This is a genomic window from Inquilinus sp. OTU3971 (genome assembly GCF_038440215.1).
The window spans coordinates 1-22709 of sequence record NZ_JASATH010000131.1 but is presented as its reverse complement, the minus strand read 5'-3'; the positions used below and the strand labels follow the sequence as shown (position 1 = coordinate 22709).

21 protein-coding genes are annotated in these 22709 nt (G+C 68.0%); 11 read left to right on the top strand and 10 right to left on the bottom strand.

Annotated elements, in window-relative coordinates:
- Positions 1-94: 94 nt before the first annotated feature.
- Positions 95-943, top strand: a complete 849-nt coding sequence (locus AAHM41_RS27275; RefSeq protein ID WP_342239756.1) for an N-acetylmannosamine kinase — start codon at positions 95-97, stop codon at positions 941-943.
- Between the two features lie 20 nt (positions 944-963).
- Here AAHM41_RS27275 and AAHM41_RS27270 read toward each other — a convergent pair whose 3' ends face one another.
- Entirely contained in the window at positions 964-2169 is a 1206-nt protein-coding gene (locus tag AAHM41_RS27270) for an MFS transporter (RefSeq protein WP_342239755.1), read from the bottom strand.
- A gap of 198 nt (positions 2170-2367) precedes the next feature.
- Here AAHM41_RS27270 and AAHM41_RS27265 point away from each other — a divergent pair, with 198 nt between their 5' ends.
- Entirely contained in the window at positions 2368-3306 is a 939-nt protein-coding gene (locus AAHM41_RS27265) for a cupin domain-containing protein (protein ID WP_446719492.1), read from the top strand.
- Here the strand turns inward: AAHM41_RS27265 and AAHM41_RS27260 are convergent.
- On the bottom strand, positions 3288-4361 hold the full coding sequence (locus AAHM41_RS27260) for a tartrate dehydrogenase (protein ID WP_342239753.1): 1074 nt from the start codon (positions 4359-4361) through the stop codon (positions 3288-3290). The two genes, AAHM41_RS27265 and AAHM41_RS27260, sit on opposite strands and share 19 nt — an antisense overlap.
- Before the next feature lie 152 nt (positions 4362-4513).
- Here AAHM41_RS27260 and AAHM41_RS27255 point away from each other — a divergent pair, with 152 nt between their 5' ends.
- The 5 genes from AAHM41_RS27255 to AAHM41_RS27235 all read left to right on the top strand — a co-directional run bounded on the left by AAHM41_RS27255 (position 4514) and on the right by AAHM41_RS27235 (position 8684).
- The gene (locus tag AAHM41_RS27255) at positions 4514-5224 is read left to right on the top strand and encodes a transcriptional regulator NanR (protein ID WP_342239752.1); all 711 of its coding nucleotides are present in this window, start codon (positions 4514-4516) and stop codon (positions 5222-5224) included.
- A 176-nt stretch (positions 5225-5400) separates the two neighbouring features.
- Positions 5401-5877: an OmpA family protein gene (locus tag AAHM41_RS27250; RefSeq protein ID WP_342239751.1), complete on the top strand. Its 477-nt coding sequence runs from the start codon at positions 5401-5403 to the stop codon at positions 5875-5877.
- Between the two features lie 170 nt (positions 5878-6047).
- Entirely contained in the window at positions 6048-6278 is a 231-nt protein-coding gene (locus AAHM41_RS27245) for a hypothetical protein (RefSeq protein WP_342239750.1), read from the top strand.
- A 1-nt stretch (position 6279) separates the two neighbouring features.
- The gene (locus tag AAHM41_RS27240) at positions 6280-6969 is read left to right on the top strand and encodes a DUF1326 domain-containing protein (protein WP_342239749.1); all 690 of its coding nucleotides are present in this window, start codon (positions 6280-6282) and stop codon (positions 6967-6969) included.
- Positions 6970-7277: 308 nt separating this feature from the next.
- On the top strand, positions 7278-8684 hold the full coding sequence (locus tag AAHM41_RS27235) for an adenylate/guanylate cyclase domain-containing protein (protein WP_342239748.1): 1407 nt from the start codon (positions 7278-7280) through the stop codon (positions 8682-8684).
- Positions 8685-8721: 37 nt separating this feature from the next.
- Here the strand turns inward: AAHM41_RS27235 and AAHM41_RS27230 are convergent, their stop codons facing one another.
- Together AAHM41_RS27230 and AAHM41_RS27225 are read right to left on the bottom strand one after the other, a co-directional pair.
- The gene (locus AAHM41_RS27230; RefSeq protein ID WP_342239747.1) at positions 8722-9153 is read right to left on the bottom strand and encodes a response regulator; all 432 of its coding nucleotides are present in this window, start codon (positions 9151-9153) and stop codon (positions 8722-8724) included.
- 151 nt (positions 9154-9304) lie between these two features.
- Positions 9305-9697, bottom strand: a complete 393-nt coding sequence (locus tag AAHM41_RS27225) for a response regulator (protein ID WP_342239746.1) — start codon at positions 9695-9697, stop codon at positions 9305-9307.
- 279 nt (positions 9698-9976) lie between these two features.
- On the opposite strand from AAHM41_RS27225, the gene AAHM41_RS27220 reads away from it, so the two are divergent.
- The 3 genes from AAHM41_RS27220 to AAHM41_RS27210 all read left to right on the top strand — a co-directional run bounded on the left by AAHM41_RS27220 (position 9977) and on the right by AAHM41_RS27210 (position 14700).
- On the top strand, positions 9977-13447 hold the full coding sequence (locus AAHM41_RS27220) for a chemotaxis protein CheB (RefSeq protein ID WP_342239745.1): 3471 nt from the start codon (positions 9977-9979) through the stop codon (positions 13445-13447).
- Positions 13448-13492: 45 nt separating this feature from the next.
- A complete protein-coding gene (locus tag AAHM41_RS27215) occupies positions 13493-14059 on the top strand; it encodes a chemotaxis protein CheB (RefSeq protein WP_342239744.1) in 567 nt (188 codons plus the stop codon).
- 308 nt (positions 14060-14367) lie between these two features.
- Positions 14368-14700: a hypothetical protein gene (locus AAHM41_RS27210; protein ID WP_342239743.1), complete on the top strand. Its 333-nt coding sequence runs from the start codon at positions 14368-14370 to the stop codon at positions 14698-14700.
- 384 nt (positions 14701-15084) lie between these two features.
- Here the strand turns inward: AAHM41_RS27210 and AAHM41_RS27205 are convergent, their stop codons facing one another.
- From AAHM41_RS27205 to AAHM41_RS27180, 6 genes are read right to left on the bottom strand one after another with little or no spacing between them, the layout of a single operon-like run.
- A complete protein-coding gene (locus AAHM41_RS27205; RefSeq protein WP_342239742.1) occupies positions 15085-16110 on the bottom strand; it encodes a Gfo/Idh/MocA family protein in 1026 nt (341 codons plus the stop codon).
- 1 nt (position 16111) lies between these two features.
- Positions 16112-17179, bottom strand: coding sequence for an ABC transporter permease (locus AAHM41_RS27200; protein WP_342239741.1), 1068 nt, complete (start codon positions 17177-17179; stop codon positions 16112-16114).
- Positions 17176-18717: a sugar ABC transporter ATP-binding protein gene (locus AAHM41_RS27195; RefSeq protein ID WP_342239740.1), complete on the bottom strand. Its 1542-nt coding sequence runs from the start codon at positions 18715-18717 to the stop codon at positions 17176-17178. Before AAHM41_RS27195 ends, AAHM41_RS27200 begins: the two co-directional genes overlap by 4 nt.
- Complete coding sequence (locus AAHM41_RS27190) at positions 18714-19382, bottom strand: DUF2291 family protein (protein ID WP_342239739.1); 669 nt, start codon at positions 19380-19382, stop codon at positions 18714-18716. Before AAHM41_RS27190 ends, AAHM41_RS27195 begins: the two co-directional genes overlap by 4 nt.
- Before the next feature lie 25 nt (positions 19383-19407).
- Positions 19408-20346, bottom strand: coding sequence for a D-ribose ABC transporter substrate-binding protein (locus AAHM41_RS27185; protein ID WP_342239738.1), 939 nt, complete (start codon positions 20344-20346; stop codon positions 19408-19410).
- A 60-nt stretch (positions 20347-20406) separates the two neighbouring features.
- A complete protein-coding gene (locus AAHM41_RS27180; protein WP_342239737.1) occupies positions 20407-21234 on the bottom strand; it encodes a phosphogluconate dehydrogenase C-terminal domain-containing protein in 828 nt (275 codons plus the stop codon).
- A gap of 101 nt (positions 21235-21335) precedes the next feature.
- Between AAHM41_RS27180 and AAHM41_RS27175 the strand changes: the two genes are divergently transcribed.
- A complete protein-coding gene (locus AAHM41_RS27175; RefSeq protein WP_342239736.1) occupies positions 21336-22580 on the top strand; it encodes a ribulose-bisphosphate carboxylase large subunit family protein in 1245 nt (414 codons plus the stop codon).
- Positions 22581-22709: the final 129 nt, after the last annotated feature.

The following is a 22709-nucleotide window of genomic DNA, read 5'->3' as shown; positions in this document are numbered from 1 at the left end:
CCCCCCCCCCGCCCCCAGACCCCTCCCCCTACCCCCCTCCCGCAAGGGGAGGGGGGACTAGAAAAAAGCGAGAGGCGAGCTCCGGTGCCCCCCGATGAAAACCGTCGTCGACCTCGGCGGCACCAAGATCGCCGCCGCCCGGGTGGCGGGCGCCAAAGTGCTCGATCGACGCCAGGCGCCGACGCCGCGTGACGGAAAGTTCGAGAGCCTGATCGAGGCCGTCGCCGCCCTGGTGGTGGGCTGGGTCGACGGGCCGGTCGGCATCGCCACCACCGGCCTGGTGCGCGACGGGAAACTCTCCGCCACCAACCCCGGCACCCTGCCGGTGCCGCCGGATTCGCCCCTCGTCGCGGCGCTGCAGGACCGGCTCGGCGTGAAAGTGCGGGCGGTGAACGACGCCCAGGCCGCGGCCTGGGGCGAGTTCCGCCACGGCGCCGCACAGGGCGTCGGCTCGATGGTGTTCCTGACCGTCTCGACCGGCGTCGGCGGCGGGCTGGTGCTGGACGGAAAGCTGCGGGTCGGCCTCGGCGGCCTGGCCGGGCATCTCGGCCATGTCGTGGCGGTGCCGGACGGGCCGATCTGCGGCTGCGGCCGGCGCGGCTGCGTCGAAGCCGTGGCCTCCGGCCGGGCGCTTGCGGCGGCGGCGACCGAGGCCTTCGGCGAGCCGATGGACGCCCCGGCCCTGTTCCGGCGGGCGGACCCCGCCGCCGCGGCGCTGATCGACCGCGCCGCCGCCGTCATCGCCCGGCTGCTGTCCGACCTGAAGGCGGCGTTGGACCTCGACCTCGCCGTGATCGGCGGCGGCGTCGGGCTGGCGGACGGGTTCCTCGGCCGGGTCGAGCATGCGCTGGCGGCCGAGCCGCGGCAGTTCCGACTGCCACTGCGCCCGGCCGCTTTGGGTCACGATGCGGGGCTGATCGGCATGGCCGACCTGTTGGGCTGACCAGCCCCGCTGAGCCTCCGTCAGGCGGCCGCCGTCGCCGTCCGCGGCCGGATGCCGAGCACGATCATCGCCGCGGCCAGCAGCAGCACGAAGCCGGCGGCGGTGAACACGCCCAGCGCGCCGCTGACGTCGAAGATGGCGCCGCCGGCCGCGGCCCCGGTGGCGATCGCCAGCTGCACCGCCGCGACCAGCAGGCCGCCGGCGCTTTCCGCCTCGTCGGGCACCGTGCGGGTCAGCCAGGTCGACCAGGCCACCGGCACGGCGCCGAAGGCCACGCCCCACAGCGCCACCATCGCCGTGTTCGCCACCGGCGCGCCGCCGCCCACCGCCACCAGGCCGAGCCCGAGCACGCCCATGGTCAGCGGCATCAGCATCATGGTCAGCCGCATGCTGCGCTCGAGCAGGATGCCGCCCAGGAAGGTGCCCAGGAAATTGGCGATGCCGAAGCCCAGCAGGATGCCCGACACGCCGGTGATGCCGACGCCGGTCACGGTCTCCAGGAACGGCCGGATATAGGTGAAGAAGGCGAAATGCCCGGTGAACACCAGCAGCACGGCCAGCATGCCGAAGCCGACCTGCGGGCGGGCCAGCACCTCGACCAGCGTGCGCAGCCGCGTCGTCCCGCTCGGCGCCATCCGCGGCAGCGTCGCGAACTGCACCGCCAGCGCCAGCAAGCCCAGGCCTGCCGCGATCAGGAACACGCCGCGCCAGCCGATGATGTCGCCGAAATAGCTGCCCAGCGGGGCGGCCGCGACCGTGGCGGCGGAGACGCCGCTGAACAGCAGCGACAGGGCCCGCGGCACCAGCGCCTCCGGCACCAGCCGCATCACCGTCGCCGCCGACATGGTCCAGAAGCCGCCCAGCGCCACGCCCAGCAGCACCCGCGCCAGCAGCAGGGCCGGCAGGCCGGGGGCGAAGGCGACCAGCAGGTTCGACACCGTCAGCAGGATCGAGAAGGCCAGCAGCACGACCCTGCGGTCGATCCGCCGGGTCGCGGCCGAGACCAGCAGGCTGGTCACCAGCGCCACCACCGCGGTCGCCGTCACCGCCTGGCCGGCCAGGCCCTCGGTGACGTGGAGATCCGCCGCCATCGGCGTCAGCAGGCTGGCCGGCAGGAACTCCGCCGTCACCAGCCCGAACACGCCCAGCGTCATCGAGACGACCGCGCCCCAGGCCGGCTCCTCCCGCGCCGGCGCCACGCCCGTCCGCTGTGTTCCCTCGCTCATGGGGACCATCCTTCGAAGAGTTTTGCTGAAGAGGGTTTTGATGCAGTGCAGCAGAAGGTAGGATGGACTCTCCGGACGATCCATGTCAGACACTCCGGAATGTTTGATCGTCCGTCCGAATCGCGATCCGAGCCATCGGCCTCCCGGCCGACGGCTCTTCGGCCGTCCGGCGACCTTGTCAGCGAGCTGCTGCTGGGCATGCGCCTGTTCGGCGTGGACTATCGCCGGATCGCGCTCGTGCCGCCCTTCGGCATCGGCTTCGGCACCGTCGAGAACCGGGCCCAGTTCCACTTTGTCGCCCGCGGCCCGGTGGTGCTGCGCACGGCCGACGGCACGCTCCACACCCTCGGCTCGGGCGACGCCGTGCTGCTGCCGCGCGGCGGCCCGCACGAGTTGCTCTCCGCGCCCGATCAGGCCAGCCGCGACATCTCGACCTTCGAGACCGAGACCTTGTGCAAGAGCGTCGGCGTCATCCGGGCCTGCCCGGAGGGCTGCGACAAGGGCTCGGGCATGCTGATCTTCAGCGGCTGCATGGAGTTCGACCTCGGCGGCATGCACCCGCTGGTGGCGCTGATGCCGGAGGTGATGCCGGTCGGCACGCTGCTCGACCGCCACCCGGAGATCCTGCCGATGCTGGAGGCGATGGCGCGCGAGGCCTGCGACGAACGCGCCGGCTTCGCCGCGATCCTGGCCCGGCTGGCCGATGTCGTCTCCGCCTCGATCGTCCGCGGCTGGGTCGAATGCGGCTGCGGCGACGCCAAGGGCTGGATCGAGGCGCTGCGCGATCCCCGTCTGGGCCGCGTGATCGCCGCCATGCACCGCGACCCCGGCCGGGACTGGACGGTGGCCGAGCTGGCGGCGGAGATGGGCGCCTCGCGCTCGGTCTTCGCCGAGCGCTTCCTGGCGGTCACCGGCCTGACCCCGCTGCGCTACGTGGCCGATCTGCGGATGCGCCTCGCCGCGCAGTGGATCGGCCGCGACCGGATGCCGATCGAGGCCGCGGCCCACCGCCTCGGCTACGGCTCGCAGGCCGCGTTCAGCCGCGCCTTCAAGCGCGTGGTCGGCCGGTCGCCCGGGGCGGTCCGCGCCGCCCCCGCCGGCGGCACGGCCGCCAACGGTCAGACGTTCGAGCTGTAGATCGCGTCGATCACCGCGTCGGTGACCTGCTTCGTCGTCGCGGTGCCGCCGACATCCGGCGTCAGGATCCCGGCCGCGGTCACCTGCTCGACCGCGCGCATCAGCCGCCCGGCGGCTTCGGCCTCGCCGAGATGCTCCAGCATCTGCGCCGCGGTCCAGAAGCTGGCCACCGGGTTGGCGATGCCCTTGCCGGTGATGTCGAAGGCCGAGCCGTGGATCGGCTCGAACATCGACGGGAAGCGCCGCTCCGGGTCGATATTGGCGGTCGGCGCCACGCCCAGGCTGCCGGCCAGGGCGCCTGCCAGGTCGGACAGGATGTCGGCATGCAGGTTGGTGGCGACGACGGTGTCGATGCTTTGCGGCTTCAGCGTCATCCGCACGGTCATGGCGTCAACCAGCATCTTGTCCCAGGTGACATCGGGGAACTCCCGCGCGACCTCGGCCGCGATCTCGTCCCACATCACCATGCCGTGGCGCTGGGCGTTCGATTTGGTGACGACGGTCAGCAGCTTGCGCGGACGCGCCTGCGCCAGCCGGAAGGCATAGCGCATGATCCGGCTGACGCCGACCCGGGTGAAGATCGCGACCTCGGTGCCGACCTCCTCCGGCAGGCCGCGATGGGCGCGCCCGCCATGGCCGGAATACTCGCCCTCGGAGTTCTCGCGCACGATCACCCAGTCCAGGTCGCCGGGCCTGGCATGGCGCAGCGGCGAGGTGATGCCAGGCAGGATCCGGGTCGGCCGGACATTGGCGTATTGGTCGAAGCCCTGGCAGATCGGCAGCCGCAGGCCCCACAGCGTGATGTGGTCCGGCACGTCGGGCGCGCCGACCGCGCCGAAATAGATCGCGTCGAACGGCTTCAGGATTTCCAGCCCGTCCGCCGGCATCATCGCGCCGTGCCGCTTGTAGTAGTCCGAGCCCCAGTCGAAGCTGGTGACGTTGAACCGGACATCGCCGAGCCGCTGCTGCAGCGCCTCCAGCACCGTGATGCCGGCAGCGATCACCTCGGGGCCGATGCCGTCGGCGGGGATGGCTGCGATCGAATGGCTGCGCATGGGCGGGTCTCCGAGATCCGGGAGCACCATCCTTGCCTCGGCCGGTGCTCCGCGGCCAGTGTAACGGGGGCGACAGGGCGACGCGGCCGACGATGATACCGGCCGACACTGATGGTATGATCATCGTGCCAAGACAGGCAGGAGGTCATCTGGTGAGGGATTCGGCCGAACCCATCGTCCGCCGGAAGCTGTGGCACGAGGTCTTCGATCGCCTCAGGACCATGATCATTCGCGGCGAGCTGGCGCCGGGCGATGCCATGCCGTCGGAGCGCGACCTGATGGACCGCTTCGGCGTCGGCCGCCCGGCGATCCGCGAGGCGATGCAGGCCCTGGCCAATATGGGCCTGATCACCATCAGCCATGGCGAGCGCGCCCGGGTGCGGCAGCTGACGGCGAAGTCGCTGTTCCAGCAGGTCGACCTCTCCGCCCAGTTCCTGCTCTCCGCCTCGCCGGACAGCCTCGAGCATCTGAAGCAGGCGCGCCGCTTCTTCGAGCGCGGCATGGTGCGCGAGGCGGCGGAGAAGGCGACGGAAGCGGATGTCGCGGGGCTGGAGGAGACGCTGCGGGACCAGAGCGGCAAGCTCGACGATCCGGCCGCCTTCATCGCCGCCGACATGCGCTTCCACAGCCGGATCGCGGCGATCTCCGGCAACCCGATCTTCGAGGCGGTCAGCGAGGCGATGCTGGGCTGGCTGCGCGAATACCACACCGAGATGCTGATCTGGACCGGCAAGCAGAACGTCACCTTGGCCGAGCACCGCGAGATCCTCGACCATATCCGCCGGCATGATCCCGACGCGGCCGAGGCGGCGATGATCCGCCACCTCGACCGGTCCGCGGTGCTGTACGCGCATCACGGGTGAGGGGCGGCGCGTGATCCGTTTGGCAGGCGTCTCAAGCGGTCCGGGAAGGTAGGCAGAGGCCGCTAAGGGCGGATTGCAGACATCTCTGCTATGCTAATCGCTTAACGATTCTATTGGCCTGGCAGAAATTGAATTCGCCGCTTTTGTGAGGTCGAGCGGTGCTGAAGGGGAGTATCATGGTCAAGGGACGATTTCTTGCCATGATGGTGATCATCGCTGCAGGCTGTGCGCCCAAACCATCCGAAATTGCGGTCATCGACGAAGGCAGACGACCATTCTTGGTAATGTTCGAGAAGGGCAGTGCAGCGCTATCTTCTTTACAAGAAGGAGCGATTATCAGTGCTGCTTGGGACATTTGCATGCGGGAGACCACGAAGGTCCTCCTGACGGGAGAGGCTGACGATGAATCCACGCCGGCGCTGAACCGAACCTTATCGCTAAACCGTGCAGAAGCGGTTCGACGCAAGCTGATCGAACTTGGCATTTCCAATCAGCTAATCAAGGTGGAGGCGAAAGGCCAAGAAGATCCTCTTTTCTCAGAGGAGGATAGGAAGAGGGTTGGGTTCGGCCGCATTGTAATCATCGCCTTCGAACCGGCGAGGCCACCGCTAGGCAAGGCTACCTGTGCCCCTGGGTATGGGTTGATTCGGTAATAGGTGCCCTTTAGCAAGGCCGAGGTGCCTGTCCGCAATGGGTCGGCAGCCGACGGTGCCGTAAGCGGCGCCCTTCTGGCGTCCGTAAGGTGTGGACTGCGCTGTCGGCCGATCGCCAAAGCCCCGCCAACGCCTTAGCATTTTCTCCGAATTCGGCGTAAAATCGAGCTATGAGCGAAACCCAGGCCCTGTTCGCGGCCCTGCGGCAGCTGGCCGACGGCGAGGCCGTGGCGGCGGTGGAGCGGCTAAAGCTAAAGCAATGTTGCGGTGACAATGCACTTTTAGCGGATCTGCGTCGTCGCATGGCGAGAAGCAAGGGTGTGGGTGTTCTGGCGTTCGAGCCGATCCGTCCAATCTGTGCACTGTCGCCGCAATTTCTTGGCTTTCGGGAGGCGCGGTGAGATGGCTAATCAATGGCTATTCAAAAGCGAGACTTATGATAACTGCAATTGCGCTATGAATTGTGGTTGCCAGTTCAACTTGCCGAGTACCAACGGCTATTGTCAGTCGGCCTTCGTCGGCACCATTGTTGAAGGCCGCTTCAACGATACGCCGCTCTCAGGCTTGAACTGGGCGGCGCTGTACAAGTGGCCCGGCGAAATCAAGGACGGAAACGGCCGGCGCCAGATCGTTATCGACGAGCGCGCGGATGAAGCTCAACGGACCGCGCTTGAAACGATCATCTCAGGCGAGGCATGCGAACCCTTGAGCAATCTTTTCGCCGTATTCGCGTCCACATGCTCAGAAATTTGTGCGACATTGTTCCTGCCGATTGATCTCGAAGCGGACATGGAGCTCAGAACCGCAAGAGTAGAGATACCCGGCGTCATGCGGAGTAGCGGCAGGCCGATGATCAACGAGTTTACTGGTCAACCATTCCACATTGCGCTGGCGCGTCCTAGTGGCAGTTTCGAGTTTACGTACGCAGAAATCGGCCTAGGCACCACGTCGGTCACGGGTGAAATGGAAATGGCGTTCGAAGATTCATGGGCGCACTTTTGTGTTCACCACTTCAATCAGGATGGCTTGATCAGGGAAAGATCAAGGCTCACGGCGTGGCTTGGGCACATGATCTCGCCTTCCCGTGAATGACGCTGGGCGTTGCCGTTCTGGTGTGGATTGGACCACCACCAATCGCCTGAGGACAGCTCTGCCATAGAGGCGATTGCGGTTGATTACGGTGACAGCGCATTTTTAGCGGACCTGCGCCGTCACCTGGCGAAAGCAAGAGGGTGTGGTTGTTCCGGCCTCCAGGCTGGCCGAACCCAATTTGTGCACTATCACCGACATTCAAGCAGTGCCCTTCTGGCGTCCGGAAGACGCGGACCACGCGATCGGGCCCATCATCGAGGTCCAGTAACGCCTTAGCGCTTTCTCCTATTTTGTCGTAAAATCCCGTCATGAGCGAAACCCAGGCCCTGTTCGCGGCCCTGCGGCAGCTGGCCGACGGTGAGGCCGTGGCGGCGGTGGAGCGGCTGGTGCAGGACGGGCCGGACCGGGCGCTCTGCCGCATCAACGTCTTCGACTTCGCAGCCGAGACCGGAATCGACGTGGAACGCGTCATCGCCGTGTTCCTGCATGCCTCACGTCTCGGGCTGTTCGAGCTGTCCTGGAACGTGCTCTGCCCCGGCTGCGGCGGCGTCCTCGACGCCAGCGCCACGCTGAAATCTCTGGACCGCGACGAGTACCACTGCGCCCTCTGCGCCGCCGGCTACGAGGCCACGCTCGACGAGATGGTGGAGGTGGCCTTCACCGTCAGCCCTCGGCTGCGCCGGATCGGCGCCCACGACCCCGACACGCTGCCGCCGGTGGAGTATTGCCGCCAGCTGTTCTGGGGATCCGGCGTCGATCTGCCGGCGAATTTCGAGCAGCTGATCGAGGATATCACCCTCGACTTCGTCGAGCTGCCGGCCGGCGAGAAGGCGCTGCTGTCGCTGCAGCTCCCGGCGGAGTTCCTGATCGCCTTCGACCCCGTCAGCCATGCGACGCAGTTCCTCGACGTGAAGGGCGAGCCGACGCGCGACCGCCAGTCGCTCAGCTTCATCATCGATCCGGTGCACCGGCTGAACGAGACCGTCGTGCTGCGGCCCGGCCCGCTGCGCCTCTCGGTCGAGAACCGCACCAACCGCCGGGTGCTGGCCGGGATCTGGATCGCCGGGCACGCGCTGCACGAGCTGCTCGGCCGGCGCAAGCCGTTCCTGACCGCCAAGCGCCTGCTCACCAATCAGACCTTCCGCGACATCTACCGGACCGACACGCTCGACGTCGACCAGCGGCTCAAGATCACCAGCATGACCTTCCTGTTCACCGATCTCAAAGGCTCGACGGCGTTGTATGAGCGTGTCGGCGACCTGGCCGCGTTCGACCTGGTGCGGGCCCATTTCCGCGTGCTGCACGAGATCGTCGCGGCCGAGGCCGGGGCCGTGGTCAAGACCATCGGCGACGCCGTGATGGCCACCTTCCCGACCCCTGACCGCGCAGTGGCCGCCGCGCTGCGCATGCGCGACGCCATGGGCCGCCTCAACGACGCGCATGCGAACGAGGACCTGGTGCTCAAGATCGGCATCCATGAAGGGCCGTGCCTCGCGGTCGCGCTCAACGAGCGGCAGGACTATTTCGGCCAGACCGTCAACATCGCCGCCAGGGTACAGGCGCTGGTCAATTCCCGCGCCATCTTCGCCACGGAATCGGTGGTGACGGATTCCGACACCGCCAGGCTGCTCCAGGCCAGCGGCATCGCGCCAGTCGCCCAGCGCCACACGCTGCGCGGCATCGAGGCCGAGGTGACGCTGTACGAGATCCCGTAGCGTCCGGGGGCTGATGGCGCCGGCGGTCGGTCGGCCTTCACCCGTCGAGCAGCGCCTGCACCGCCTGTCGCAGGACGGGCAGGGCCACCGGCTTGCGCAGCACGGCCTCGGCCGGCATATGCTCGATCTGCTCGTCGATATAGGCGGTCAGGAAGCAGAAGGGGATTCGCCGCCGCAACAGGATCTCGACCACCGGATAGACCCGCATCCCGCGCCGCAGCCGCACGTCCAGCAGCGCGCCGTCGAGCCGTTGCGTCTCGGCCAGGGCGATCGCCGCCTCGAGGGCTCCGACCGGGCCGACCGGGTCCAGCCCCATGGCGTGGATCGACTGCGCCATATCATCGGCCAGCAGCACCTCGTCCTCGACGATCAGGATCCGCTTCGGCGCGCCGTCGCGGGGAACCGGCCGGGACCGGCTGACGATGGAGGCGGGAACGAATGGCTCCAGGGTGGATGTCCCGAGATACATCTGAGACTCCCAATATCGGCATATGCGAATATCCGGGATCGTCGAATATGCTAACGTGGGGGGCGATCCGTCGGAAGGAATTTCGCGCACGGCTCTGCAATCCTGGCCGCGGAGACAATAGGGCAGATATTGCAGGAGCGGCGGCGATGGCCTATGGGACGGGGCTTCTGCTTTCGGCGACGGATGAAGGGTGGACGAGGCTGGCGATGCAGCGCTCCAGATCTGTCTGATCGAAGGGCTTGCGCAGCAGCATCTCGCCGGCGCAGTCCGGATCGATCTCGGTGTCGCGATACGCCGTCGTCAGCACCAGCGGGATGCCGCGGCGGCGCAGGGCCCCGACGACCGGGTAGACCCGTTCGCCGTGCTGCAGATGGACGTCGAGGATGGCGGCCGACAAGGCCTCGGTCTCGGCCAGCCCCATGGCGGCCGTCAGGTCGCCGACCGGGCCGACGACCTCATGGCCGAGATTCCGGACGGTCTCCTCGATCAGAAGGGCGACGAGGAACTCGTCCTCGACGATCAGGATTCGGGCGGAGGGGGACATCCCGGCACCTCCATTTGCAATGGACTTCAATTTGGCAACAGGCCGAAAGGGTATAATGTCGCTCTCTGCCGCATATTCGACCGGGCGACATGTGATCCTCGCATGGCCGGATCCTGGAATGAGGGCCGACGCCCGAACGGAGATCGCAGAGTGCCGACCCGCGCCAAACCTGCAGCCGTCGGCCGGACTGACCGCCGCTCATCTTCCAGACGAGCATCCGCGCGCCCGAAGCAACCCGCAAGCCCTTCCTCACCGTCGCCGGCGCGGCTGATCGTGGCGATGGGCGCGTCGGCCGGCGGGCTCGAGGCGTTCGAGCGCTTCTTCCTGCACATGCCGTCCGACAGCGGTCTCGTGTTCGTGGCAGTGCCCCATCTCGACACCCACCACAAGAGCGCAATGGCGGAGCTGCTGGCGCGCTACACCCGGATGCCGGTGGTCGAGATCACGGAGGGGATGGAGGCGGCGGCGGACCGCATCCATGTCATCCCGCCGAACACGACGCTGACCATGCAGGGCGATAGGTTCCGGCTCGAGACGCCGCGCAGCCACAGCTCGACGATCGACAGCTTCTTCCTGTCGGTGGCGGAGCAGCACGGCGAACAGGCGGCCGGAATCATCCTGTCCGGCAGTGGCAGCGACGGCTCGGCCGGGCTGAAGGCGATCAAGGAGAATGGCGGCCTGACCCTGGCCCAGGCCGGCGAGACCTCGCGCTACGACAGCATGCCGCGCAGCGCCATTGCAACCGGCCTGGTCGACTTCGTGCTGCCGGTGGAGGAGATGCCGGCCCAGCTGGTTCAGTACGCGCGGGACCTGGCCCGGCTGAGGACGGACGGAGCGGCGCCGTCCCGGCAGCAGGCCCGCCGCCATCTGGTGAAGATCTTCACCTTGCTGCGCGCCGGCACCGGGCATGATTTCAGCCAGTACAAGAACAGCACCTTCATCCGCCGGGTCCATCGCCGGATGCAGGCGGCGCAGGTCGCCGCGCTGGCCGATTATGTCGAGTTGCTGCGCCAGGAGCCGCAGGAGGTCGAGGCGCTGTTCCGCGACCTGCTGATCGGGGTCACCCAGTTCTTCCGGGATGCCAGGGCCTTCGACATCCTCGAGCGCGACATCGTTCCGAAGCTGCTGCAGGACAAGGGGGCGGACGACCAGGTCCGGGTGTGGGTGCCCGGCTGCGCCACCGGCGAGGAGGCGTATTCGATCGCCATCCTGCTGCGCGAGCGCATGATCGGGATCGACGCTGCCCCGAAGGTCCAGATCTTCGCCACCGACATCGACGACCATGCACTGGCGATCGCTCGCGCCGGCCTCTACCCGGAGGCGATCAGCCGGGACATGTCGCCGGAACGGCTCGAGCATTTCTTCGTCCGCGAGGGCAGCGGCTACCGGGTGGCCAAGGAGATCCGCGAGATGTGCATCTTCTCGGTGCACAACGTGATCAAGGACGCACCGTTCTCGAGGCTGGACCTGATCTCCTGCCGCAATCTGCTGATCTATCTGGACGCGACGCTGCAGAACCGCGTCCTGCTGCTGTTCCATTTCGCCCTGCGGCATCGGGGCTACCTGTTCCTGGGGCCGTCGGAGAACGTCACCCAGCATCCGAAGCTGTTCACCAAGATCGACGGCAAGCTGCGGCTGTTCAAAGCGCGGGAGGCGGAGGCCGGGCGCCCGGCCGTCGAGTTCCCACTGGCCGCCTCGATCTACCGCAGCCCGCTGGAGCCGGAACGGTCTCCTGGGACGCTGCAGCCGACGGTCAGGGACACGGTGAGCCGCCGGGCGCAGCGCGTCGTCGACGCCTATGCGCCCGCCTGCTTCGTGGTCGACAACCACTATGAGATCCTGCACTTCTCGGGACGGACCGGCCGCTATCTGCAGCCATCGCCCGGCGCCGCCAGCCTGAACCTGTTCAGCATCGTCGACGCCGGGCTGCGCCCGGATCTGCGCACCGTCATCCACCAGGCCATCACCACCGGCCGGAGGGTGATCCGGGAGAATGTCTCGCTGCCGGTCGATGGCGGCTTCCAGTCGCTCAACCTGATCGCCGAACCGCTGGCGACGGGCGACGGCGACGCGAAGTTCTGCATCGTCGTCCTGCAGGAGGTGGGCACGCTCAAGCAGTTCGGCCCCGCCGGCGTCGAAGCGGCGTCGGATGCGCAGAAGGACGAGATCATCCGGCATCTGGAGTCGGAGCTGATCGCGATACGGGAGCGGCTGCAAACCACGATCGAGGAGCTCGAGACCTCGAACGAGGAGATGAAGTCCTCGAACGAGGAGTTCCAGTCGGTCAACGAAGAGCTGCAATCGGCCAATGAGGAGCTGGAGACCTCGAAGGAGGAGCTGCAGTCGGTCAACGAGGAGCTGGAGACCGTCAACGCCGAGCTTACCTCCAAGATCGAAAGCCTCGACCGTGCCGTCAGCGACCGCAAGAACCTGCTGGAGAGCACCCAGATCGCGACGCTGTTCCTGGACAACAAGCTGCGGGTCCGCAGCTTCACCCCCGCGGTCACGGAGATCTTCCACCTGATCGATAGCGACGCCGGCCGGCCGATCACTGACATCGTGTCGCGCCTCAGCTATGAGAGCCTGCCGCGCGACGTCGACGGGGTGCTGCGCACCCTGACCCGGCTCGAGCAGGAGGTGGCGCTGTCCGACCGCTCTGCCAGCTACATCATGCGGATCCTGCCGTATCGGACCGTCGACAACGTCATTAGTGGCGTCGTCATCACCTTCGTCGACATCACCGAGCGCAAGCGCAACGAGGAGTCGCTGGCGCGGCTGGCGGCAATCATCGCCCATTCCCATGAGGCGATCATCGGTACGTCGCCGGACGGCACCATCACCACCTGGAACGCAGGTGCCGAGCGCATGTACGGATACGGCGCGGAAGAGGCTGTGGGGCGCCCCCTCTCGTTCCTCAGCACGCCCGATCACCCGGACGAGATGCGTGAGATCTTCGATCGCCTGCGGCGGCCGCCAAGCCCGCCCACCATCGTCGAAACCGAGCGCCTGACCAAGGACGGCCGTCGGATCTTCGTCTCCTTCACCGCCTCGCCGATCCGCAACGAGGCGGGACGGCTGGTCGGGGCGGCGCTGGTCGAGCGCGACACCACCGAGCGGCGCCAGGCCGAGCGGCGGCAACAGCTGCTGCTGGCCGAACTGAACCACCGGGTCAAGAACACGCTGGCCAGCGTGCTTTCGATCGCGGGGCGGACGCGGCAGGTCAGCGATTCCCTCGACAGCTTCGGCCGGTCCTTCGAGGGGCGCCTGCAGTCGCTGGCCGCCGCGCACGAGTTGCTGGCGGAGAACATCTGGACCGGGGTCGATCTGCGCCAGCTCCTGGTCGAGGAGCTGAAGCCGTACCATGAAGGCAAGGATCCGCCTGTCTTCTCCGGCAGCGAGATCTTCCTGCCGTCGCGCGCGGCGCTGGTCTTCGCCATGGTGTTCCACGAGTTGGCGACCAATGCCGCGAAATACGGGGCGCTGTCCGCCCCGGGTGGATCCGTCAAGGTCGGATGGCGCGTCGCCAAGGCCGAAGGCGCCGCCCTGCTTCGCCTCGACTGGTCCGAGCGCGGCGGCCCCAGGGTCGAGAAGCCGTCCCGCGACGGCTTCGGGCTCAGCTTCGTCAAGCGCAGCATCGCCTATGAGCTGCACGGGATCGCCGAGCTGACCTTCAAGCCCGGCGGCCTGCAGTGCCGGATTGAGGTGCCGATGGCCGAGCTGCGCCGCGACCCCGAGCCTGCGCCCGGCTGACCGGGGAACGCTCCCGCCTCCGATGCGGCCATCCAGAGTGCGTCCGTGGCGCCGGAGGAGCGGGTCTTGCCCAACCACGACATCGTGGCGATCGGCGCATCGGCCGGCGGCCTGTCGGCATTGAAGCGCATCGTCGCCGGCCTGCCGGCCGGGTTCGACGCCGCGGTGCTGGTCGCGCAGCACATGAAGAGCGACCAGCACAGCGAGTTGCCCGCCATCCTGGAGCACGCGGGGCCGTTGCCGGCCGGCTTCGCCGAGGATGGCGGGCCGGCAACGCGGGGGCGGATCCATGTCGCCCCGCCGAACCATCACCTGCTGCTGCGGGGCGATACGCTTCGCCTCAGCTACGGCACCTGGGAGAACGGCGTCCGGCCGTCGATCGACACGCTGTTCCGCAGCGTCGCCGTCTGTTGCGGCTCGCGCAGCATCGGTGGTGCTGACCGGCTATCTCGACGGCGGCAGTGCTGCGCGCGCTCAGGCGTTGCGGGGCGATCACCGTGGTCCAGGACCCGGCCGACGCCGAATACCCGGACATGCCGCGCAACGCCTTGGCATGACGGGAATGTCGCCAATGCATGTGCTTTAGACCGTCAGCCGGCCCCGTGGTTGTAACTGAGGGACCAGGCGCTCAGTCGACCGACATCGTATTGAGCTTGTCGGGATGGCAGGCCAGGGCTTCGCATTGAACAGAAGTATTCCGCTCGGATCGAAGCTCCGAAACGTGACCATCGGGCTGGTGCTTTTCCAGCATTCGGATCGAAGCCTCAGCACTCGCGACCGCCGTACGGGCGTTGCCCGCCAATGGAGCCGTCTCGGAAACAGCATCAAAAGACGTGCCGGGTTTTGCGAGTCATGCGATGGTGCCGAATGCCGTGCCTGCGGAATGACTATGCCGATCCCTTGCGCTATAGGAGCCCTCAATGGATTTCACATGTGAGAGCGGTCGCGCAGCGACTATAGACCGACTTCAGTCTCAACTTGCAACGGAATTGGATCCTGACCGGCGGTACTTCTATTTTAAACTGATGATTGCAGAGGAAGATAAATTCGGAAAAATTGAGGAGCAGATTGATATTGTGAGAGCAAAGGTGCGTCGCATTAATCTGCTTGTTGAAAAGCAAAAGTACATTTTATCTCGAATCGAACAAACTGGTCGAGATCGGAGGGTTGCCAATGATATATTGGAAGCTTTGATTCATGCCGAAATTTTATTAGAAGGGCGGCTCGATCAGCTATTGCGCAATCGCATTTGATCCGCCGCCCGGCAATGTTGATGTGGACAAACACTATCAGGCCGTGCCGCTAGACAAGCCTTGCGACCTGCCGTGAGGCGGCCATCAACGCGAGGCGAGCCTCGGTCATCTGTGTTGCCCTCTTCGACCGTTTCATGATCGCGCTGTAGGAAGCCTTAGCGTTCGTCCAACCGGGCGGGGCGGCCCCGGCCAATGGCGCCATCGGACCGGGCGCGGAGATAGGCGTAGATGTCGTCGACATACGGGGCGGCATTGGCATCGTCGGGAAACCCCTGCATGACCGCGGCGGCGCCGTTGACGCGGCGGCAAGCACGGCGAAGATCGAGATGCGCGCCCTTGCGGTGCCGCCGTATTCCGCCGGCAGTTCGAAAACACCTCCACCGATCACAGCAGATCCGCCAGGTCGACGGTCCGCCCGGTGCCGGCGCTGCGATAGGCGGCCTCGACCAGGGCGAGGGTCCTGAGGTTGTCGCGGCCGGAGGTCGCCGGCTCCCGCCCGTCGCGCAGGCAATCGACCCAGTGCTGCTGGATCGCCGCCACGCTCTCCTGGATATTGTGCCAGGGCCGCGTGGCCCAGGGCAGCAGCCGGGGCGAGACGTCGAGCGTCTCGCTGCCGTCGCGGCCGGTCACCGACATGCGGTAGCCCTGGCCCAGCCGGACCGTGCCGTCGCTGCCATCGACCTCGACCAGCGTCTCCGGGAACGGCTCGGCCGCCAGCCGGGTGGCGTAGGAGCAGTCGACCACCGAGGTCACCCCGCCCTCATGGTCCAGCAGCATGGTCGCGACGTCCTCGCCGCGGATCGCGGGGTTGACCCGGCGGGTCCGGGCGGTCAGGCGGGTGGCGTCGCCGAACAGGAAGCGGGCGATGTCGAGGCTGTGGATGCCGAGATCCTCGGTGATGAAGCGTTCGCCGCTGGCGAGGTAGGGCTGGCCGGAGAACACGTCATAGGCCGAGCGGAAGGAGACGCGGCCCCAGAACACCTCGCCGATCCGGCCGGACTCGATGGCTTGGCGGACGGCCTGGATCGGCGACTGCCAGCGGAAGTTCTCATGCACCATCAGGGGGACGCCGGCCGCGTCGCAGGCGGCGACCATGGCCGTCGCGTCGTCCAGCGTGGCGGCGAAGGGCTTCTGGCAGATCACCGGCACCCGGTGTCGGGCGGCGAGCTCGACCAGCGGCCGGTGGCTCGGCACCGTGGTGGCGATGTCGACGAAGTCCGGCGCCTCGCGCGCCAGCATCTCCCCGGCATCGTCATAGAGCCGCGCGATGCCGAAATCCCGGCCCGCCGCCTCCAGCCGGGCCGGGTCGCGGTCGCATAGCGCCGTGATCTCCGCGCCCTCGACATCGCGCCAGGCGTGCAGCTGGTTGGCGGCGAAGAAGCCGCAGCCGATCAGGGCGCCGCGCAGCATCTCAGCCCTCCCGCGCCATGCGGCGCAGCACCACGCGCTGCTGCAGCCGGCGCTGCGCCTGGTCGACCACCACCGCGGCGATGATCACCAGCCCCTTGATCACGGTCTGCCAGAACGAGCTGACGCCCATCATGACGAGGCCGTCCGACAAGATGCCGATGACGAAGGCGCCGATGATGGTGCCGCCGATCGTGCCGCGCCCGCCGGACATCGAGGTGCCGCCCAGCACCGCCGCGGCGATGGCGTTCAGCTCGAAGGTCTCGCCCGTCGCCGGGTGCGAGGCCATCAGCTGCGACGAGATGATCAGCCCGACCAGCGCGGCGCAGAAGCCGGAGAACATGTAGACGAACAGCTTCACCCGGTTGACCCGGACGCCTGAGAGCCCCGATGCGCGCTCATTGCCGCCGACCGCGAAGATGTGCCGGCCCAGCGGCGTGCGCGCGGCCAGATAGGCGGCCCCGGCGGCGACCAGGATCAGCAGCCAGATGGTCAGCGGCAGGCCCAGCAGCGTGCCGGCGCCGAGCGTGGCGAAGCCGGTGGTGCCGTGCTCCGCCTTGCCCATCAGGTTGGGGAAGGTGCTGCCGTCGGACAGCAGCATCGCCGCGCCGCGGGCGACGTAGAGCGTGCCCAGCGTGGCGATGAAGGGCGCCACCTTCAGCCGGGTGATCAGCAGGCCGTTGACGGCGCCGATCACCACCCCGAGGGCCAGGGTGATCAGCATGATCTCCGGCACGTTGAAGTACAGGGTGTAGCCGAAGCCGAGCGCCGACAGGTCGATGCCATGCAGGATCAGCCCGCCCGCCACCATGCCGCACAGCCCGACGATCGACCCGACCGACAGGTCGATGCCGCCGGTGATGATGACGAAGGTCATGCCGATCGCCAGGAAGGCGTTCAGCGCGACATGCTTCGACATCAGGATCAGGTTGGCGGTGCTCAGGAAGTTCGGCGCGATGGCCGAGAACACGATCAGCACTGCGAACAGCGCGATGAAGGTGCGCAGCTTCATCAGATGCAGGGCGATGGCGTCGCCGCTCCAGCCCTCGGCCGCCTTGTCCGCTGCCATCATGCGTGCGCCTCCTTGAGGGCTCGGTCCGGCCCGTGCCCGGCGGCGGAGGCCGCGACGATTCGGTCCTCGGTCGCCGTGGCGCGGTCGAAGGTCTCGACCAGCCTGCCGTTGCTCATCACCGCGATGCGGTCCGACAGCGCCATCACCTCCTCGAGGTCCGAGGTGGCGAACAGGATGCCGAGGCCCCGGGCGGCGAGGTCGCGCATCACCCGGAAGATCTCGGCCTTGGCGCCGACATCGATGCCGCGGCTGGGCTCGTCCATCAGCAGCACCCGCGGGCCGGTCATCAGCGCCTTGCCGATCACCACCTTCTGCTGGTTGCCGCCGCTCAGAGCGCTGACCTCGATGCCCGGATCCGACACCTTGATCGCCAGCTCGCGGATCGACCGCCGCGCCGCCTCGATCTCGGCCGACCGCCGCAGATGGAAGCCGCGCAGGAAGCGCCGCAGGCTGGACAGGGTCAGGTTCTCGGCCACCGACAGGATCGGCACCAGCCCGTCGCGCTGCCGGTCCTCCGGGATGATGGCCAGGCCGCGGCGGATCCGCCCGGTCACGTCCCGCGCCGTCACCCGCTCGCCGTCCAGGTAGATCGCGCCGCGGGAATAGGGGTGGCGGCCCATGATGCAGTCGAACAGCTCGGTCCGGCCGGCGCCCATCAGCCCGTACAGGCCGAGGATCTCGCCGGCCCGCAGCGACAGCGAGACATGGTCGACGGCATAGCCGCCGGTCGCGCGCGGCAGGCAGATCGCCTCGGCCCGGAAGATCTCCGGCCCCGGCGGCCGGTCGCCGGGCGCCGCGAAATCCTTCATGGCGGAGCCGACCATCTGCCCCACGATCCAGGGCACGTCGATCCGGCCCATCCGCTCATGGCCGGTGATGCGGCCGTCGCGCAGCACGGTGATGTAATCGCCGATCCGCACCAGCTCCTCCAGCCGGTGCGAGATGTAGACGATGGCGACTTGCTGCGCCTTCAGCTCGGCGATCACCCGGAACAGGATCTCGACTTCGGCGGCGCTCAGGGCCGAGGTCGGCTCGTCCATGATCAGGATGCGGGCATCCTGCGCCAGCGCCTTGGCGATCTCGACGATCTGCTGCTGGCCGATGCCGAGGTCGCCGACCTCGGCGCGCGGGTCGATGTCGTGCTCCAGTCGCCGCAGCAGCTCCGCCGCCCGCCGGTTCTGGCCGCGATGGTCGATGCCGCGCAGCCCGCCGGTGAGCTCGCGCGCCATGAAGATGTTCTCCGCCACCGACAGGTTGGCGCACAGGTTCAGCTCCTGGAACACGATGCCGATGCCGTGCCGGGCAGCGTCCTGCGGGCTGTGCAGCACCATCGGCCGGCCGTCGACCAGGATTCGTCCCTCGGTCGGCTGCTCGACCCCGGCGATGATCTTCATCAGCGTCGACTTGCCGGCGCCGTTCTCGCCGACCAGGACGTTGACCGCGCCGCGATGCACGGTGAAGTCGACGCCCTTCAGCGCCACCGTGCCGGGATAGACCTTGGTCACCCCCTCGACCTGGAGGGCAGGGGCCTCGGTCACGGCGCCGCCTCCAGGCTGAGCTCGGCCGGGGAGACCAGCGGCTTGGCCTTCGGGTCGTCGAGGGTGAAGACACCCAGCAGCGTCACTTTCCGCCCGACCAGCTTGTCGCGCGGCAGGGCGGCCAGCGTGGCGTTGTAGATATGGGCGTTCAGCGCCTTGCCGAACTTGGCGTATTCGATCTGGTTGGCGAAGCTGTTGAAGGAGATGAAGTCGATGCTGTCGCGCAGCGCCGTGCCCTTGAACACCGGGCCGATCTGGACAGCCAGGTCGGCGGCGCCATCGCCGTCGGTGTCGACCTCGACGGTCGCCGCCCGCGTCGCGGTGTCGGCCGCCGTGATCCTGCCCTCGACCGTCGCCGCCACGGTCCAGGGCATGCTGTCCACCGCCCGGTAGCCGAAGCGCTTGCCGGCCTCGTCCGGGCTGCCCTGCACCGCCTGCCGCACCTCGGCGAAGGGGCCGGCCTTGGCCTTGAGAGTGGGCAGCAGCTTCGGCTGCCAGATCTCCTCGACCGTCTTCTCCGGGTCGAAGGCCGGGTTGTCGAAGGAGGTCGCGACGCTGCCTGCCGCCGAGGCCACCTGCGGCGGCTCGTTCTTCACGAGCTTGCAGGCGGCCAGCGGCAGGCCGGCGGCCAGGATCGCGATCACCAGGCGTCGGGAGGGCACCATCTCGGGCTCCTGCCTCGACCGTCGCTCACTTCATCGCGAAGGTTTCCAGCTTGCCGGCGTTGTCGGGCGTGATCAGCAGGCAGTCCATCAGCTGCTTCTCCGGCTGGCCGGTCTTGCCGGTCTTCAGATACTGGTCGGCCTGCTCGACCGCCAGCTCGGCCTGGCGGTAGGCTGGCTGCAGCACGGTCGCCTTGATCCCGCCCTGCCGGATCGAATCCCGCACGTCGTTGCTGCCGTCGAAGCCGACCAGGATCACATCGGTGCGGCCGGCGGCGGTCAGCGCCGCCCAGGCGCCCATCGCCATGGTGTCGTTGCCGGAGATCACGCCCTTGATGTCGGGATGGGCCTGCAGGATCGACTCCATCTTCGCGAACGCCTCGGTCTGGCTCCAATTGGCCGACTGGCGGGCGACCATCTTCAGGTCGGGATAATCGTCGATGACGTCGTGATAGCCCTGCGAGCGGATGCCGGCATTGGTGTCGGCCTCGCGCCCGACCAGCTCGGCATAGTTGCCCTTCTCGCCCATCAGCTTGACGAACTCCTGCGCGCCCAGCTGGGCGCCCTGGTAGTTGTTCGACACGATCTGCGCGACGGCGACGCCGGTGACGTTGATCTCGCGGTCGATCAGGAAGGACGGGATGCCGGCATCCTTCGCCTTCTGCACCGCCGCCACCGTGGCGTCGGCCCCGGCATTGTCGAGGATGATGGCCTTGGCGCCGCGGGCGATGGCGGTGTCGATCCGCTCCATCTGCTTGTTGGCGTCGTCGTCATGGACCAGGACGATCGTGTCGTAGCCCAGCGCCTGGGCCCGCTTCTGGGCGCCCTCGGCCTCTGCCTTGAAGAAGGGGTTGTCGTGCGACGGGGTGATGACGGCGATCAGGTCCGCCGCCTGCGCCATCGCGCCGAAGCCGAGGGCCAGGGTGCCGGCGATGCCGGCGGCGAGAAGCGCCTTGGTGAAACGCATATGATCCTCCCTGTGGATGTTGTCGATTTCGCCCGGTTCGGGCCTGCGGCCCGCCGGATCTCAGGTGATGCGCTGGATGCTGGCCGCGATCTCGTCCGGCTCGAACACCCGCTTCCAGTCCGGCCGCATCAGCACCGGCTTGCCGAACTCGATCGCCTTGTTGCAGGCCTCGGAAAACACGCCCTCGCGCTCGTCGAAGATGACCGAGGCCAGCACGTTCAGGTGGCCCAGCAGGAAGTCGCGGGCCGCGTCGTGCGCCACGCCGCGCGCCACCACCTCGTCCATCGCCTCGCGCATCACCACCAAGAGGGTGGCGCAGACGGTCTCGGACAGGCCGGGCTCCAGGAGCGCCATCTGCTCGACCGAGACCCGGTGCGAGCGCATCACCGGCGCCCAGATCACCTTGGCGACCTCCTCGCCCAGGGCATAGGCCTCCTCCGGCCCCTGCATCAGGGCGGAGACGATGTGCTGCTTGGCCGCGATGCCGCCGAAATAGTCGGTCTTCGCCGCCATCTCGGTCTCGTCGTTGAAGATCGGCGGGTGGCAGGGATGGGTGACGAAATAGGTCAGGTCGTCGCGCTTCGGCAGATGGCCGGCGAAGGGCGCGGCGGCGTCCAGCGCGACCACCATGGTGCCGGGCCTGAGCTGCTTCTCGATCCCGGCGGCGACCTTGCCGATCAGCGTGTCCGGAACGGCCAGGATGACGACATCGGCGCCGTCCAGCGCCACCTCGGCCGGGACGCAGTCGATGCCGAGCGCGGATTTCAACTGGGCCCGGCCGGCCTCGCCGACCTCGACGTGACGGACGTCGAAGGACGACCGCTTCAGGTTGCTGGACAGCCGGAAGCCCATCTTGCCGCCAGCCCCGAACAGCGCGATCGACGTCATGGGGCGCCCTCTCTTGTCAGATCCTTGCCGAGACGAGTAAGACAACTGGTATGATGAGTCAATCAGCATGATTTGACCATGAGCGTATGGAGAGGGCGGGGATGGAGCGCATCGAGGCCGACTACCTGATCGAGACGGCCTATGACCCGCGGGCGGCGGCCGAGGCGATGGCGGGCGAGCAGTCCTCCGGCACCTTCGTCGCGGTGCCGGGTGAGACGTCGGCGCTGAAGGAGCGGTCGGCGGCGCGGGTCGAGCGGCTGGAGGTGGTCGGCGAGGCCCCGGCGCCGTCGCTGCCCGGCGCGGGCGGGAAGGGCCCCATCGTCCGGGCGCGGGTGACGCTGTCCTGGCCGCTGGCCAATCTCGGGCCGTCCCTGCCGAACCTGATGGCTACGGTGGCCGGCAACCTGTTCGAGCTGAAGCAGTTCTCCGGCCTGAAGCTGCTCGACATCCGCCTGCCGCCGGCCTTCGCCGCGGCCCATGCCGGGCCGCGCTTCGGCATCGCCGGCACCAGGCGCCTGGCGGGCGTCGAGGGCCGGCCGCTGATCGGCACCATCGTCAAGCCCAGCGTCGGGCTGGGGCCGGAGGATACGGCGGAGCTGGTCCGCACTTTGGCCGAGGCCGATATCGACTTCATCAAGGATGACGAGCTGCAGGCCGACGGCCCGGCCTGCCCGTTCGACGACCGCGCCCGCGCCGTGATGCGGGTGGTCAACGATGTCGCCGAGCGCAAGGGCCGGAAGGTGATGTTCGCCTTCAACCTGACCGGCGACCTCGACGAGATGCGGCGCCGGCACGACCTGGTGCTCGCGCTGGGCGGCACCTGCGTGATGGCCAGCGTCAACGCGGTCGGGCTGGCCGGCATGATCGCGCTCGGCCGCCACAGCGCGCTGCCGATCCACGCCCATCGCAACGGCTGGGGATACCTGTCCCGCCATCCGTTGCTCGGCTTCAGCTTCACCGCCTGGCACAAGGTCTGGCGGCTGGCCGGGGCCGACCACATCCATGTCAACGGCCTGGCCAACAAGTTCTCGGAGGATGACGACAGCGTCATCGCCTCGGCCCGGGCCTGCCTGGCGCCGCTGTTCCCGGACAAGCCCTGTCCGATCATGCCGGTCTTCTCCTCCGGCCAGACGGTGCGTCAGGCGCCGGGCACCTGGCAGGCCCTGGGCTCGACCGACCTGATCTTCGCCGCCGGCGGCGGCATCATGGCCCACCCCGCCGGACCCGCGGCAGGCGTCGCCGCGCTGCGCGACGCCTGGGAGGCCGCGGTCGGGGGCGTGCCGCTGGCCGAAGCCGCCCGCACCCGGCCGGCCCTGGCCCAGGCGCTGGAGGCGTATAGGGGATGAGAGATCTTCTCGGACTGGCCTCTGCCTATTTTAGTCCCCCCTCCCCTTGCGGGAGGGGGGCAGGGGGAGGGGTCTGGGCGCGGCCGCGCGCGCATGGGCCCAGGCCCCACATAGCCGCCCGGGGCCGAT